The organism is Clostridium sp. (genome assembly GCF_047718555.1).
In the GTDB taxonomy this organism is placed as follows: domain Bacteria; phylum Bacillota; class Clostridia; order Clostridiales; family Clostridiaceae; genus Clostridium_I.
The window spans coordinates 1-15,783 of the sequence record NZ_JBDNRK010000080.1 but is presented as its reverse complement, the minus strand read 5'-3'; the positions used below and the strand labels follow the sequence as shown (position 1 = coordinate 15,783).

General features: G+C 32.9%; 18 protein-coding genes. 1 reads left to right on the top strand and 17 read right to left on the bottom strand.

Features of this window, described 5'->3' with window-relative positions; translation table 11 throughout:
* Positions 1 to 150: 150 nt before the first annotated feature.
* The 10 genes from ABF633_RS19430 to ABF633_RS19385 form a co-directional block, all read right to left on the bottom strand.
* Positions 151 to 531, bottom strand: coding sequence for a carbonic anhydrase (locus ABF633_RS19430; RefSeq protein ID WP_415526148.1), 381 nt, complete (start codon positions 529 to 531; stop codon positions 151 to 153).
* 125 nt (positions 532 to 656) lie between these two features.
* Positions 657 to 1,856: an FprA family A-type flavoprotein gene (locus tag ABF633_RS19425; protein ID WP_415526146.1), complete on the bottom strand. Its 1,200-nt coding sequence runs from the start codon at positions 1,854 to 1,856 to the stop codon at positions 657 to 659.
* A gap of 189 nt (positions 1,857 to 2,045) precedes the next feature.
* Entirely contained in the window at positions 2,046 to 3,953 is a 1,908-nt protein-coding gene (locus ABF633_RS19420) for an acyl-CoA dehydrogenase family protein (protein ID WP_415526144.1), read from the bottom strand.
* Positions 3,943 to 4,191 carry a hypothetical protein gene (locus ABF633_RS19415; RefSeq protein ID WP_415526142.1) on the bottom strand — a complete coding sequence of 83 codons (249 nt, stop codon included), beginning with the start codon at positions 4,189 to 4,191 and terminating at the stop codon, positions 3,943 to 3,945. The genes ABF633_RS19420 and ABF633_RS19415 overlap by 11 nt, the downstream gene beginning before the upstream one ends.
* 321 nt (positions 4,192 to 4,512) lie before the next feature.
* Positions 4,513 to 5,097, bottom strand: coding sequence for an NAD(P)H-dependent oxidoreductase (locus tag ABF633_RS19410; RefSeq protein ID WP_415526140.1), 585 nt, complete (start codon positions 5,095 to 5,097; stop codon positions 4,513 to 4,515).
* 127 nt (positions 5,098 to 5,224) lie between these two features.
* A complete protein-coding gene (locus tag ABF633_RS19405; RefSeq protein WP_415526138.1) occupies positions 5,225 to 5,737 on the bottom strand; it encodes a TetR/AcrR family transcriptional regulator in 513 nt (170 codons plus the stop codon).
* 299 nt (positions 5,738 to 6,036) lie between these two features.
* A complete protein-coding gene (locus tag ABF633_RS19400) occupies positions 6,037 to 7,191 on the bottom strand; it encodes an iron-containing alcohol dehydrogenase (RefSeq protein WP_415526136.1) in 1,155 nt (384 codons plus the stop codon).
* Positions 7,191 to 7,391: a tautomerase family protein gene (locus tag ABF633_RS19395; RefSeq protein WP_415526134.1), complete on the bottom strand. Its 201-nt coding sequence runs from the start codon at positions 7,389 to 7,391 to the stop codon at positions 7,191 to 7,193. The genes ABF633_RS19400 and ABF633_RS19395 overlap by 1 nt, the downstream gene beginning before the upstream one ends.
* Positions 7,392 to 7,438: 47 nt before the next feature.
* Positions 7,439 to 7,942 (bottom strand): nitroreductase family protein, encoded by a 504-nt coding sequence (locus ABF633_RS19390; RefSeq protein ID WP_415526132.1) that lies wholly within the window; start codon positions 7,940 to 7,942, stop codon positions 7,439 to 7,441.
* 245 nt (positions 7,943 to 8,187) lie between these two features.
* The gene (locus ABF633_RS19385; RefSeq protein ID WP_415526130.1) at positions 8,188 to 8,385 is read right to left on the bottom strand and encodes a DUF1450 domain-containing protein; all 198 of its coding nucleotides are present in this window, start codon (positions 8,383 to 8,385) and stop codon (positions 8,188 to 8,190) included.
* Between the two features lie 332 nt (positions 8,386 to 8,717).
* Between ABF633_RS19385 and ABF633_RS19380 the strand changes: the two genes are divergently transcribed.
* Positions 8,718 to 9,056, top strand: a complete 339-nt coding sequence (locus ABF633_RS19380) for a winged helix-turn-helix transcriptional regulator (RefSeq protein WP_415526128.1) — start codon at positions 8,718 to 8,720, stop codon at positions 9,054 to 9,056.
* Here the strand turns inward: ABF633_RS19380 and ABF633_RS19375 are convergent.
* The 7 genes from ABF633_RS19375 to ABF633_RS19345 form a co-directional block, all read right to left on the bottom strand.
* Positions 8,997 to 9,281, bottom strand: coding sequence for a hypothetical protein (locus tag ABF633_RS19375; RefSeq protein ID WP_415526126.1), 285 nt, complete (start codon positions 9,279 to 9,281; stop codon positions 8,997 to 8,999). The genes ABF633_RS19380 and ABF633_RS19375 overlap by 60 nt on opposite strands.
* Before the next feature lie 83 nt (positions 9,282 to 9,364).
* A complete protein-coding gene (locus ABF633_RS19370) occupies positions 9,365 to 9,940 on the bottom strand; it encodes a TetR/AcrR family transcriptional regulator (RefSeq protein ID WP_415526124.1) in 576 nt (191 codons plus the stop codon).
* Between the two features lie 31 nt (positions 9,941 to 9,971).
* Positions 9,972 to 10,673, bottom strand: coding sequence for an MBL fold metallo-hydrolase (locus ABF633_RS19365; protein ID WP_415526122.1), 702 nt, complete (start codon positions 10,671 to 10,673; stop codon positions 9,972 to 9,974).
* 659 nt (positions 10,674 to 11,332) lie between these two features.
* Positions 11,333 to 12,739 carry a VWA-like domain-containing protein gene (locus tag ABF633_RS19360; RefSeq protein WP_415526120.1) on the bottom strand — a complete coding sequence of 469 codons (1,407 nt, stop codon included), beginning with the start codon at positions 12,737 to 12,739 and terminating at the stop codon, positions 11,333 to 11,335.
* A gap of 6 nt (positions 12,740 to 12,745) precedes the next feature.
* Positions 12,746 to 13,867 (bottom strand): ATP-binding protein, encoded by a 1,122-nt coding sequence (locus ABF633_RS19355; protein ID WP_415526118.1) that lies wholly within the window; start codon positions 13,865 to 13,867, stop codon positions 12,746 to 12,748.
* Positions 13,868 to 13,878: 11 nt separating this feature from the next.
* A complete protein-coding gene (locus tag ABF633_RS19350; RefSeq protein WP_415526116.1) occupies positions 13,879 to 14,682 on the bottom strand; it encodes a hypothetical protein in 804 nt (267 codons plus the stop codon).
* Between the two features lie 486 nt (positions 14,683 to 15,168).
* Entirely contained in the window at positions 15,169 to 15,660 is a 492-nt protein-coding gene (locus ABF633_RS19345) for a dinitrogenase iron-molybdenum cofactor biosynthesis protein (RefSeq protein WP_415526114.1), read from the bottom strand.
* Positions 15,661 to 15,783 lie beyond the last annotated feature (123 nt).

The window sequence follows — 15,783 nt, the reverse complement described above, 5'->3', positions numbered from 1 at the left end:
TTGAACTCCCACTTGAAGAAGTGGGAGACTTACGCCAAGTTAGTCAGGTTAAAAAATAAAAATTTGTCACTGTAAAGGGGAGCATATCATTTTATTAAATAATACGGTATTGTAATTAATCATTTTCTATATAATATAGATAGTTTCTACTTATATATTGACAACATGTACACGCCAAAATTCATCAACCCATAAACCCACTACTTTAACGGGTAGACCCCATGATGCTACCATATATGTGGATGCTACTATATCCCGAAAATGTTTGCAGTCACTAACAGGATTTGCAGCACAATCATAATGTCCTACTACAGCAACTACATCAGAATTATGAGCTTTTATTGAAATTATAGTATTCTCTCTTAACCTGTCAATTTCACCCCATTGACCTTGAGATAATACCTTATCCATTCCAGGCTCTGTAATTAAATCTACGTAATCCACACCAAAATTTTCTTTCAACCACTTTATTACAGGAATTTGAGTTCTACCATCAATACAGTTTAGAGCAGTTCCAAATTTTTTTTTCATTGCACACCTTCAATTATTTTTTACTAACAGAATATGAAGGCATTATAAAATCCGTGATTAATTAATCCTTTATTTACTCGTAATACTTCACTTATTCTTTGTTATAAAATTTAAGCTTTTTTAAATTACTGCATTGACTGAATAATGCTGTCAGCAAGCTCACCCATTGAATCCACGTTATGTTCTTTCATGGCGGAGTTCAATGATATCTCATTGTCTAAAATAGTCATTTCCTTCATTTCATTCAAAAGTTCACGGATCAATTTACCAGATTGAGGAGCCCATGATCCATTTTCTATTATAGCGAAAGTACGTTTTTGAAGATTTAATGCCTTCATATCCATTATATAATTCAGCATTGGTGGATAAATCTTCAAGTTGTATGTTACGCAAGGGAGAACCACATGACTATATTTAAATGTCTCAGAAATCAAATAGGAAACATGAGTTTTTGAAACGTCATACATAACCACATTAGTCATTCCCTTTTCCACTAACCTTGTTGCCAAATAGTTGGCAGCTGCCTCCGTATTGCCGTACATTGTTGCATAAACGATCATTACGCCTTTTTCCTCAGGCTCATAACGGCTCCACTTGTCGTACTTATCCAGCAAGTACCCAAAATCATTACGCCATACTGGTCCGTGTAGCGGACAGATAATCTTGATGTCAAGACTGCCGGCCTTCTTCAGCAGAGACTGAACATGAGGACCGTACTTTCCTACGATGTTTGTATAGTATCTTCTTATATCGTCAATCCAGTGGCGGTCAAAGTTAACCTCGTCCTTAAACAGCTTACCGTCCAAGGCGCCGAAAGAACCGAAGGCATCAGCGGAGAATAGTACACCATTAGTAGTATCATATGTTACCATAGCTTCTGGCCAATGTACCATTGGAGCAGATACAAATGTAACGTTATGTTTTCCAAATGACATAGTATTTCCTTCTTCCACTTCTATTACTCTGCCATCAATATGGAAACCGAACTGCTGTGTGAACATGAAAGCTTTTTGAGTACATATAATCTTTATATCTGGATAACGAAGAATAATCTCTTCAATACAGGCTGAATGATCCGGCTCCACATGATTGATTACCATATAATCTAAGGTTCTATTACCTAGAACTGCTTTAATATTCTCAAGGAATTGACGGCAAATTGACCAGTCCACCGTATCAAAGAGCACAGTCTTCTCATCTAAAAGTAGATAAGAATTATAAGAAACACCTCGTGGAATGGGATGAATATTTTCAAAGAGAGCAAGGCGACGATCATTGCCACCAACCCAATAAAGCTCCTCAGCTATTTTTCTAACACAATACATAGACATAATCCTCCTTCACACTAGAAATACATTATTATGTTTACTTACTTATCCGATGACTACCATCCGTAATACTCCCATCTTCTATCAAAGTGGGAGATAACGGATGCTACGTCCCTGGATAACGATTTCTAAGTTTCAGCTGGAGAAAAAAATTCCACCTGAAACAAAGAACTCTGTTTATAAGAATCAGACTTCTATAAACATATCTTTTTCTTCACCACAAGCAGGGCAAGTCCATTCTTCGGGTAGTTTTTCAAAAAGTGTACCCGGAAGTACTCCGCCTTCAGGATCACCTACGCTAGGATCGTATTCATAACCGCATCCGTTACAGACATAATGTTTCCAATTTGGAACAACTTTTTTTGGAACGGCCCTCTTTATCTTCTTCATTGGCGGCGCCTCTTTCTTAGGTTCCCCGTTGTCTAAAGCGGCAGTGAGCAATGGTACGATTTCCATTAAATCGCCAATGATGCCGTAATCTGCGTTCTTGAAAATTTTCGCATTAGGATCGATATTTATAGCAACAATTGTAGTAGCATCCGTTATACCTTTCAAATGCTGGACTGCACCTGAAATACCGCAGGCAATATAAAGATTTCCTTTAAATTTTTGACCAGACATACCAACATAACGATTTAGTGGTAAATATTTAAGCGTTTCAGCTACTGGACGAGAAGAACCTATAGCCGCACCAGCCTGAACTGCCAAATCTTCTATAAGCTTCATATTTTCTTTTTCCCCTATACCTAGACCTACGCTGACTACCCTTTCAGCCTTACTGATAGGCGTATCAAGAGGTATTCCCACTGTGAAATCATAACCATCTGCCTTAAGAGCTTTTACAAGAGCATCAACTCTTTCTTCAGAAGTTCCTTTATTGAAAATCACTTTCTTACGATAACCTGTGGCCGATACAGGCTGAGAAACTTTTTCTGTACGCTGGGTCTTAGGCATCTTACCTATAATATGAGAAGCGATAACCACACGCTGAATCTCATTAGTTCCCTCATATATTGTACAAATCTTAGCATCTCTGTAAGCACGTTCAACTTCCATACCTTTCAGATAACCGCTTCCGCCGAATATTTGAAGGGCATCGTTGACAATCTCAAGACAAACATCGGATGCGTATTGTTTTGCCATAGCTGATTCCATACTATAATGCTCATGATTTTCTTTCAACTCTGCTGCACTGTAAACAAGTAATCTAGCTGCTCTGAGCTTTGTGGCCATATCTGCCAGCTTAAATGATATAATCTGCTGCTGACAGATAGGTTTGCCAAATTGAATTCTTTCTTTTGAATACTCCAGAGCATGCTCATAAGCACCTTGTGCAATGCCAAGAGCCTGGGCTGCAATACCAATACGTCCGCCATCCAAGGTTGACATAGCAATCTTGAAACCATCACCCTCATTACCCAATAGATTTTCCTTAGGAACTTTCACATCGTTGAAAATCAGCTCTGCAGTTGCAGAAGAACGAATGCCCATTTTATCGTAATGTTTTCCAAAGCTAAAGCCTTCCCATCCCTTCTCCACAATAAAAGCACTGATGCCACGAGTACCTATATTTGGGGTAGTAACTGCAAAAACAATGTAAATATCAGCCTTTCCTGCGTTGGTTATGAAGATCTTTTCACCATTCAAAATGTAATACTCCCCTTCTAGGACAGCAGTGGTCTCAGTACCACCGGCGTCACTACCGGCATTTTCCTCTGTGAGACCGAATGCACCAAGTTTCTCCCCTCTTGCCAACGGAGTCAAATATTTCTGCTTTTGCTCCTCCGTTCCATAGGCAGCAATTGGATATGTCCCTAAAGATGTATGAGCAGAAAGAATTACTCCTGTACCACCGTCCACTCTTGATAATTCCTCAACGGCGACTGCATAGCTGATTACGTCTAGACCGGCTCCTCCGTACTCTTTCGGATATGGTATTCCCAACAACCCCATATCAGCCAACTTATGAATGGCTTCTGATGGAAATTTATTTTCCTGATCCAACATAAATGTAATAGGTTTAACTTCCTCTTCAGCAAACTCTCTAATTTTCGTCCTCAAATTTTCATGTTGTACCGTAGTCTTAAAAAACATATATTTCCCTCCTTTTAATCAATACATTTTCGTGAATGTCGTTCCGTGAAATCTGTAGAACCACAACCTTGAGCTGCCGTAAGCAAAACTCCTCAAGTTTAAGTGACTCCTCCAATTCTTTTTTACTTTCGGAAGCCATATAATTAATATATTTCACATCATCAACATATTTGGTAATCTGTTTATTTAATGTATATATTAGCCTCTCAAATTTATTATATTCCTTAACATTTTTCATTACAACCTTAACTGGAACTCATTTTCGTCATGATTACCGGTAAACGAGTCAATAAATTCTTTCATAACTTATTTGATAACTTGCTCTATTTTCTTATAGCTGATTTTTATATTTTCACTCACATTTCTGCTTTCTTCTTGTGCAAAATAAGAGAGGACGGTAAGCATTAGCTCATCGTCCGCAGATAAGATATTATTTATAAATATTTTAGAAATCAATTATATGATTTTTTTAAATCGTAGTTTACATACATGCAATCCATCTGCAATAGTTCCTTCCAATTTAAAATCCAAATTATTAAATTGTTTAGCGAAGGCATAATCACCTTCCAATGTAACTCTTTATATTTTTCACTTCTTCTAACCATTTTTCTACTGTCGCAGTATCTGCACTATTTGCAGATCCAAAAAAGATATGATCTTCAACACTAAAGCCGCAATATTCGAATGTGCATTTGTCAGAAGTTACTTTTAATGCTTTATCCATTCCTATAGATTCATATTCTTCAAGAGATTTTCCTTGCGTGTTAATAATAACAGCTTTTTTACCTTTCAAGAGTCCTTGTTGAACGCCTTGTGTATATTTAAAAGCAAAGCCGTAACTAAAAACCCTATCAATATATCCTTTTATCATTGCGGGTAATCCTGCCCACCATATAGGATAAATAAAGGTAATGACATCTGCCCACAGGATATATTGTTGCTCTTTTGCTACATCTGAAGACATTTGACCTGTGTACCAACCATTCATATCGTCCATTGTTACTATGGGGTCAAATCCTAATTGATAAAGATCACGAACTTCAACTTCATTATTATTCATATTGAGCTGTTCTAACACTTTTTCTTTAATAGAATGATTTAAACTTTCTTTATTAGGATGAGCATAAATAATAAGATGTTTCATTTTACAAACCTCCATATATAAATTCAATTATTTATTGATTAATCAATAAATTTTATTGGTAATTTTTTGTGACTAGTTAACTAGTCACAAAAAATTTATCCTAAATAGAAATAATATATTCAGGCTATTACATTAAATCGGGCATATCTAATGAAATTGAAATATTACATAACATACCTCTAGCCATAAAATTTATTACCTTTCTATCAGCATCAACTACACCTGCTTTGCAGAAACGGGTTTCTACATAGGCTTTGATTTTTCTAAATCCCTCTTGCATTACAGTTTGAATCTTCGGCTCACGAATGGCTAAAGCTTGCACCTGTAGTAATATTTCATCCTTATGTGCTTCCATTAATTTCTCATAAGCCACTATAAATTGTTGCTCAATCTTCTCAGAATCCTCTTGTACATTTGCAAAAACTTCTAAAATATTATCCCAGGAACGTTTAAGAGCTGCAATTAGTAATTCTTCTTTGTTTTCAAAAAAATTATATACATAGGGTTGAGAAATTGATGCTTTTTTGGCAATATCAGCGGTTGTAGCTCGATAATAGCCTTTATGAGCAAAAACAGATACTGCTGCTTTCAGAATGTCTTCTTTTCTACTATCTCTCTTGCCTAATTTAGAATTCTCCAATGCAATATGACACCGCCTTTTATTTATTGGTCAATCAATAAATTTATTATAGCAATAACACTTTTAATTGTCAACTAGATAATTATAACCAACTCAGCAACTACTTCTTAAAACAAAAGTTGCTGATTGACCTTTTTTGATTTTCCAAAGATTTCTTATTATTTTGCATAAAAGAACCCTTTTCCTTTTGTTCAGCCCAAATTTTTGAATTTATTATTATTTTGTTATATCATTTTTTATTTAATAATAAGAGCCTCAGCTTCTAAGGCTTTGGCTCTTATTATTGTTAATAAAACTACTTATTCTACACTTACTCCATAATAAGCATTTTTGTAAATTTTTGCTAACTCTTCTGCACTTGTTTCTCTTGGATTTGTACCAGTACATGCATCTGCAAATGCATTTTCAGACATTTCTATTAATACTTCTTTAAATTTTTCTTCGTTAATTTCATTATTAGTTAATTTATTGAATGAGCTTGGAATTCCCAAAATCTCATTTAGATTTTTAATGGAATCTGATAAATTATCAATACCTAATTTCTTTTCAATTAGGTCATACTTATTTGTATTTTTTCTATTATATTCTATGACATAAGGAAGTAATATGGCGTTTGCTAATCCATGGGTTACACCAAATTGTCCTCCTAAACTGTGAGCTAAACTATGAACAATACCTAATGATACATTAGCAAATGCCATTCCTGCAATAGTTGATGCATGATGCATAGCTTCTCTAGCTTCCATATCTTTTCCATTATTATAAGCTTTAGGAAGCCATTCAAATACTAATCTAACAGCTTCAATTGCTAATGGATCTGTTAATGCGTTGGCTATAGTTGAAACATAGGCTTCTAAAGCATGTGACATTACATCCATTCCTGTATGAGCGGTGATACTTTTTGGCATCTTTGCTGGAAGCTCAATATCAAGTATTGCAACGTCCGGTGTTAATTCATATGATACAATAGGATATTTAGCATGTGTTGTTGTATCTGTTATTACAGAACAACCTGTAATCTCTGATGCTGTTCCGCTAGTAGATGGAATTGCAATAAATTTTGCTTTATTTCTTAATTTAGGAATTGAATTTGCTTCAATAATACTCTTGAAGTCTAATTTAGGGTATTCGTAAAACATCCACATGCCTTTAGCAGCATCTAAAGAAGAGCCTCCACCAAGAGCTATAATCCAATCTGGTTGAAACTCCAACATTGTTTTAGAACCTTTAAGAACCGTCTCTAATGTTGGATTAGGCTCTACTTCATCTATGACCATTACCTCTATACCAGCTTTACTTAAATAGTTTTGTACTTTTTCAATAAATCCAAACTTCTTCATTGAAGATCCACCAGTTACAATTATTGCCTTCTTGCCTTCAATTTGAGAAAGATATTCCATGCTTCCTTCTCCTGACACAATTAAGTTTGGCACTTTAAACATGGAATAAGCCATTATTTATCTTCATCCTCTCTTATTTTTAATAATGTATTTCCACTAATTCCTATATTTTCAGGTTCTACTTCGTTAATAATTATTCTAAAGAACTCTTTTGGAATTTGAGTAATATCACTTAATTCATCTGTCACTTTTTTTATCATTATTTCTTTTATCTCTTTTTTTTGTGGCGTTATATCTATTTTTATAATAGGCATAAATTTATCGTCCCTTTCTGGTGTTTTAGAATAAACACTTTAGAGTTTTACCAGTTATTATAATGAACTCTTGTTTGATCAAATCTATCTACAAATTCATTTCTCTGCCCATCTGGATATCCCACTGGAATTAATGCAAAGGGCTCAATATTTTCAGGTAAATTAAACATATTTCTTATATAATTCATTCTTTCTTCAACAGGTGCAACTCCAACCCAAACTGCCCCAAGCTCTAAATCTACTGCTTTTAAAAGAATATTTTCTGCAGCTGCTGACATGTCTTGTAGTGAAAAGTCTGGGAACATCAATCCATCTTTTCTTGATAAAAACACAAATGTTACCGCTGAATTTGCAACAATTCCTGAATAAGGACTTGTACCTGACAATTTCTTCAATATATCTTTATCATCAACAACTATGAATTCCCAAGGTTGTTGGTTTGCTGCTGACGGTGCTTGCATTGCAGCCCTTAAAAGTTTTTCTATTTTATCATTCTCAACCGTTCTTTTATTATAACTTCTTATACTTCTTCTACTTAAAATTGAATCCACTTTTTTAGACCCTCCTATATATTCAATTTATATTAAAATGTGCATTTTTACTCATTACTTATCAATCATGAAAACCTTACTTGCTTATACACATTAATTGCCAGTTTTTTTGAACTTTATATTGTTACTTCATAAACTTATTTATTATTTTAAGAAATAATTATCAACTGTCTTTACAGTGCCTAGGTCAATGATGGCCTAGGCAACTATTAAACTTATTAAAATTTATACTTATCTTAATAAAATTATTTTGCAAGCTTTACAGCTTCTATAAACTCTGCACTTGAATCCTTAATAACTAGTTCGTCATTAATATATCCAAAGCTTTTTCCCTTATTTTGACCACATAAGCCTATGCAGCCTAAATATAAATTTTCTTCTAGTACACTATCTTTTAATTGTTCAACATCTACTCCTGAGCAATTTGGACAAACTTTAATCATTTTCTATTCCTCCTAAAATGTTTTTCTATTATTATTAAGATTTTTTCATTAATTTTAAGTTATTTGCTAAAATTTGATTTTGCAGACTAAAATATTTATGCAATCTACATAATGAGATTTGTAAAAATCTTAATGCCCTTAGTTTACTTTATGAATATATAACACACAAGTATGCACTTTTAGGTAAGCGAAGTTACCTAAAAGTAAGTAATTGTTTTTATAAAGAATTTATGAACAATAAATTCAAATTAATTTTAATCGACTAATTTGAATTTAACTTCAGTTTTGATATACTATTACTATCTAAAAATTATATTTAAAAAGGTGGAACTATGATAAGTTATAATGGTAAAAAATTTGTTTGTTATTTGGATTTAGCTTTTGAACTAATAAGGGGAAAATGGAAAGCAGTTATTCTATGTAATTTAAATGAAGGTCCTAAAAGATTTCTAGAACTACAAAGATTTACAGGTAATATTAGTCCTAAAGTATTAACTGAAAAACTTAACGAACTAGAAATAGATGGACTTATTGAAAAAAAAGTTTTTGCAGAAATTCCTCCACATGTGGAGTATTTTCTCACTGAAAGAGGGAAAAAAATTTTTCCTGGCTTAAATATGATTCAGCAATGGGCAATAGAAACCTTCCAAAACAACGAAACAATTGAATAATATATAGGTAATTATACCTTCTACGGTTAGCGGTCCTGATATGCCATCTACTGCAAGTATATTACTGTTGTTATCTCTAACACCAAGAGTATTGCACAGTTTTTCAATAGGAGCTATTATTGTATTAGGTGTTAAAACCTGCGGTATAATTGCTGATGCTCCTTGCCCTGTTACTGTCTTAACTATGGCATTGGCAATGCCATTTACCTTATGTCTGTATAGCATACGGTTTATTTCTTTTTTATAAAAGATTTACACTGTCTTCTCTCATTCACATATACTGTGGTTCTTCTCTTCTTACTGCAATATTAATCATCCTGATTTTTACAGTGAAGCCCTGCAAGATAAGTATCTATAAGCAACCGAAAACTCTCATCAGTATTCACCGGAAGACCAAATCCACCTTTTTGCTCTAAAGATACAAAGCCATGAAAAATGCTTCGCAGTCCACGTGTTACATGGATTGCAGCTTGCTCCTCAAGACCAAAGGCGTGCAGGACACGGATAGATAGGCTTACAATCTGATCCGCAGCTATCTGTATTTCTGTATCCTTTGTGTCAAAATTAAGGAAAGTTGCTTCATATAAGCCCTTATGGTTACGGGCAAATGTTACATAGGCTTCACCTAATGCGCGAACTGCATCATCGCCGGATCTTCCTGTAGCCGCTAGGGTAAGGGCATTATATAGCTGCTCCATACCATATATTGCAAGCTTCCTACGTAATTCTGACAATCCATTTACATGATTGTATAAGGAAGGAGTACGTATATTCAGCTTTTCAGCTAATGAGGCCAAAGTTACTTCGTATATCCCTTTTGTATCTGCAATTTCTACGGCTGCCTTTAGTATAGTATCTAATGTAATCCCAATTCGTGGAGACATATTATTTGTTCCTTTCTTGTATTGTATTTTTTTAATTCTGTTCTGCTTCCTTAATAGCGCGTTCTATAGCTGCAATCGGACTCTTTAACATCTTCCCATGGCCGGTGGCAAGTAAAGTAGGGTTATATTCACTTAATTTTTTTGCGCTTTCTAAAACTAAAGCAGAATTCCAAGTGGCCCAAGAAGGAAAAGGAAATAAAGGACGTACCTGACCCACCACAGCAATACCACCTCTCGTTTGAAATGTGTCTCCAACAATTAAAGCTTTATTTCGAGTATCAAGAAAAGACATGGACCCTGGAGTATGTCCTGGAGTAGATAAAGCCAGCAATGAACCAATCCGGTCACCGTCCTCAAGTAATATATCTGCCCGGGTCTTTAAGTTTTTAGGTACACTTCCCCGTATTGGCATTTCAGGTTCACCTTTATCTAAGGTAACATCTCCCTCCATCAAACGTGCATCTCTTTTTGAAACGTAAACAGGCACCTTGGGAAGTGCTTCCTTCAAAGAATCTAAGGCCCCTACATGATCCTCATGGACATGGGTGAGGAGAACACGAGTAATTGGTTTACCAATCTTATTTGCAGCCTTCAAAATTCCCTTCCGGCTATAGGGTAATGCGGCATCAATTAAAGTTAGGCTGTCCTCTTCCTCCACCAGATAGCAGTTTGCAGGAAAGATCCTTGGTAAAAATGTTAATTGATATATGGTTTTTTCTTTCACAATTCTCATAGTGTAATTCCCTCCTTATCTATTTTAATAAAATATTATAGCCAAAAACTAATTATAATATCAAATAAACTAACTATATTCATATTATAACTAATTATATTAGTTATTGCAAGTTTATTTTTTGCTAAATATTTAATTTTCATTTAACTAAATTCATCACTATATTTAGGAGCGGATACATAAGCACCAAGTTATAAATCCATGGCTGTCTGATAGAGAATCTGATTGCTTGGACTGACACCCACAGACTGTCATAAAAATAAATGACTCTGCCATTCGAACGCTTTGTGTAGACTATAAAAAAGCGTCGGCATTCTGTTTCTCAAATACCTACGCTATTCTTCAATTTTTCATATCATCTTGACGTTTATCGAAATCAAAACATGAAGCTAATATATCATTTTTTCTATTAATGAGTTTATTTATATAAGGCACATAAGTGTAAAGCTAATCTTCTAACTTTTCCATCTCTAATTATGATTTGAAATTGCATTAATGATTATATCTCAATTATTATAGTGAATTTCATGTCCAACACCATCAAATATTCTTAGATTTTAAATTTCATTACCATTTTTTTTGATTCTTTGGCAAACAGAAATTTCCAGTTTCTGTTATGATCTCCGAGGTGCTGGGAGATGACTGTAAGTCTCTCCTTGCTAAATCTGCTCTGGTTCCTGGTTCATCATGGAATATCCGCTTCTTATAGATTCATTAATACTTGGTGTATCATCTTTTATTTCAATATTATTAAGTTTTTTTACCACCCCATAAGGTTCCTTTAGAGAAAGCTTATCTCCTCTTCCTGAAATAACCCATAAAGTTTTATATCCTCTAGGTACTGCTTGAAGCTTATCTTCACCTTTACCGTCGGTAAAGTACACTAACAAATTAATGTTATTATTATTAGCATATTCAAAAACAGGGTTAAATCTAGTGGCTCCCCTTATATTTATTCTATCTCTTATATCCTTTACGGATTTGATTTTATACACCCGTCTGATTTCATTGTCACATTCTATGACAGTAATTTCATGATTATAGTTTTTTACTATACTAATTATCTCTTTAATGGCCTGATTAAATTCTTCATCACTAATACTTCCGCTTATATCAATAGCAACAGCAATTTTTGCCTTATGATTTCTAAGTTGTCCTCTTAAATCCACCCTGTCAGGCTGCCTTCTGTTTCTTCTGTTTATAGTTTTCTTTTTATTGCTAGGAACAGTTCCCATTAACCTTTTAAGATATAAATTCCAAGGCAGCTCACCGTTACTGTTTTTAAGTGATGATATCATATTGTCTAAATAATCAGGAATTGTACCCTTTTGAGAACTATTGATAAACTTCTCAGTAAATTCTTTAAGTGTTTTTTCATCTATTTCACTTGAATCCTCCCAAATGTCATGGGTATTTTCAGGATTATATTCGATTTCTGTTTTTTCATCTTTACTACCATGATCCTCTGGGCCATCTTTACCTTCTTCTTCTAAGTCTATGACAGCTTGAAGCTTTTCTGCATAATATTCAAATGGCTTATAGGGCAAAAGTTTTAAAGCATATTTTAAATTCACCCAATCTAAAGTAGTGGCATATGGGGGCAGATTATCTAAATACGTATTTACTACTATATCCATTGCCATATTAACAGCCAGTGTACTATAGTTTCTTTTAAATTCTTTTGCTCGTATTAAGTGCATGGATAATATATGGAGTATTTCGTGTTTAATGGTGGTTTCCATTTGTTTTATATTAAGATTCAAAAAAATTATGGGATTAAAATATATAACATACTTAGCTCCTTTAAAATTCACGGCAGTAGGGCTACTTATATCAAATCTTATCTTTCTTGACATCTGAAACAAAAAATACCCATAAAAATTATCTTTGTCCTTCATAAGACTTAAATTAACTTTATCTACAAGGCTAAAAAACTCTTTTTCAAAATCTTCTAGTACATCTTTATCAGCTTTACTATTCTTATAATTTGTTTTAAAAGAAACATCTGCAATTTTATTTGCTTTTTGGTAAAGTTCTTTTACCTGATCTTCAAAATTACTTTCCATACACTATCACCTTATTAAATTATAGGATTTAAAATAGGATTCTACAAAAGCTTCATTTTCAATGGCATGTTTGTATATTTCACTATAACTGTTTCTAATATCCTTCATAATTCCTATCCTTAAATCGGCAGGATATATTTTTAAAAGCTCATTAAGTCTGTTAATGTAATAATCTGAATCATAATTATTATTGTTTATACCTGCTTCCAAGTTTTTCAGAATATTCTTTGCAGACAGATAAAGTCTTGTATGACTTTCGTTTTTTACTCTTTCTATAATAGCCTCATTAAGAGAATTTCCTGAAAAAACATCTGTATAGGATATTAGTGGATTATAATCTGATTCAATAAAGCTTACAAATTCTTCAGCAATTAATTTTCCTACATTCCCTTTTATAACATTTAAAAAAACAGCTCTAGGTATTGTATCTTTTTTCTCTTTATAAATTTTATAAGCACTAGAAATTCTCTCATAGCTTCTTGGAGTTGCTATTATATCATCTTCATTTATTTTATATAAATATTCCGGAAAGGTTGAGATAAACTCTATGACCTTTTCTTCAATTTCTGCATTTGCTGCCCAATCTAACCACTGAATATAGTCAGGCTCCATATATAGCCATACAAATCTGTTTTCCTGTGCTATATCCATATCTACAACCTGATAATCATAGCCATATTTACTTGAAGGATTCATAGCTGCCAATATTTTTACACTTTTATGCAGCTTATATCCATTAATTTCTCTATTTAATATTAAATTCATAAGCTCCTGTTGTACTGTATGTTCACAACGATTTATCTCATCTATAAATAAAAGAACTGTTTTGCCTTTGAATATTTCTTCATCAATTTCCCTTAGCTTATTATGCACTGCATATATCGTGGTTTTCTTTAGTTCCTTTTCTCCTTTATTATTAACTTTTTCATAAGCTTCTATAGTTGGAAGTCCGCCTATTTCACCTTCTTTAAGGAGATTACCATCAATTACAACTAAACTAAAATTATTTTCTTCAGCAATTTCTCTTGCTAAAGCCGTTTTTCCTATTCCGCTTTCACCAACTATTAATGGAACTTCCCCAGTAGCTAGTACTAAGTCAACACTTTTTAATGTATCCATAAAATTCATTGTAATCCCCCCTATACAATTTTCAGCTTTTCATCTACAGTTATTTTTTTAGCCTTTTTACTTCCGTACTTGTAAATAAACATTATTTTATTCTCTGGTATAATGTGATTATTCTTATCCGTATTGCTATAATTTAAAAAATCTCTCACATATTTTTCATCAACATCTTCCTTTGATAATTGCTCCTTTAACAGTTGTTCTAATTCCTCTTTAGTTATTTCTTTAATAAAATATTTAATCACTAAAAAATTTACCTTCAAAAATTCTAATATTTTATTCTTATCTAAATTATTTATAAGATTAATAGCCTTGTAATTATTCTTTACCGCTATAACCTGTGCATTATGAGAAGGTGAATTTATATATCTCAATGCGTCATAGCTTATTTTTACAGCCTCTTCTTGTACACGCTCAGAGGGCTCTTTAATAAACCTTATTGACTCGTAATTTTTTCTTACAGCTAATAACTGCAATTCCTCACTTGGATTATCAATATATTTAATAGCCCATCCAGCTTGATTTATAGCCAATTCAATTAATTTATCCGTTGGATTTCTAATAAACTCCAAATTAGTCCACCCAGAATTTATTGCTTTTATCTTCATATCTTCTGAAGGATTATCTATAAATTCAATAGCTCTTCCATTATTTTCTATAGCTGCTTCCTGTATCTCTTTGCTTGGGTTATTTATATTTTTTAATGCAAGTCCATTTTTTTTAACTGCCAATAGCTTCATCTCATCTGTAGGATTATCTATATGTGCTATGGCATAAGGATTTTTCTTTATTATTTCGATAAGCTTTGATTCTTCCATATATTTCTTCCCTTTTGTAATTTAATATAAATTATTATACCACTGTATAGAAAAATAATGTAGTGTGTAGGACTTGCTTGGGTGAAAAAAACCTCATACCTTATTTTAAGATATTAATTTATTCATAGATTTCATTACAATAAAGATTTTTAAATAGTCCAGAGTATTACTTTAACTTTAACTTTAGATATAGCTGATTGTAGATAAAAAAGACTCACCATGCGCCTTTGCATGATGAGTCTTTTTTAATTTCCATTTTATATATTTTAGGAGCAGAGATGAAAATATGGCTACTCATTATTAAAATAATCAACTGATTTTCTTATTCATTTGTTAATACTAATTATATTTTTAATATTAGTATACCATGTTTTTATATTAACAATCATGACTATAATACTCAGTTTAACAGGTTTATTATAGATAAATATTAATACAGTACTTTATTTTAGAATTACGATTAAATTATTTAGAAATTAATGATTATTATATTGCTTTTGTTCTTTTTAAATAAATGTATAATTTTGGTAAGGCATCTTCAATTATGCCATCATTTTCAAAAGCATGTAAACCACTGAATATTAACATCTTTTCAGCTTTATTCCCAATTTTATTTACTAAAACGGCATCATATTTTGAAAGCAGACTTATCCTTCCAATTAATTGAGAATCATCATGTCCTCCAGAGCATGAACCACCTCCACAGCTACCTTGAGAACTACTGCCACAGCCACTTTGCGAACCACTACCACAGCCTCCACCAAAACTTCCACTGTGGGTTCCATCTAAACTACGTACTTTTTTTGAACTATATTTTTTACTTTCAGTGATTATGTCTTCTTCCTTAATATCACATGTTTCAACATACTGGCTAGTACCATCTTCAAAGATTTCAAATACATAAAATTTATTTCCACTCCCAAAATGTTGATCAATAACCTTTCCATCACTGCTTCCTACAGCAATTTTAATAGACATAAATAATTCCCCCCTTAAATTTACAAATAACTTAAGAATGCAATATTCGAATACATAAGAACTCTGTTTATATAGATATAGCGTTAACTCTTTGATTGAAATTCTTATTACTTAAAATAGAAG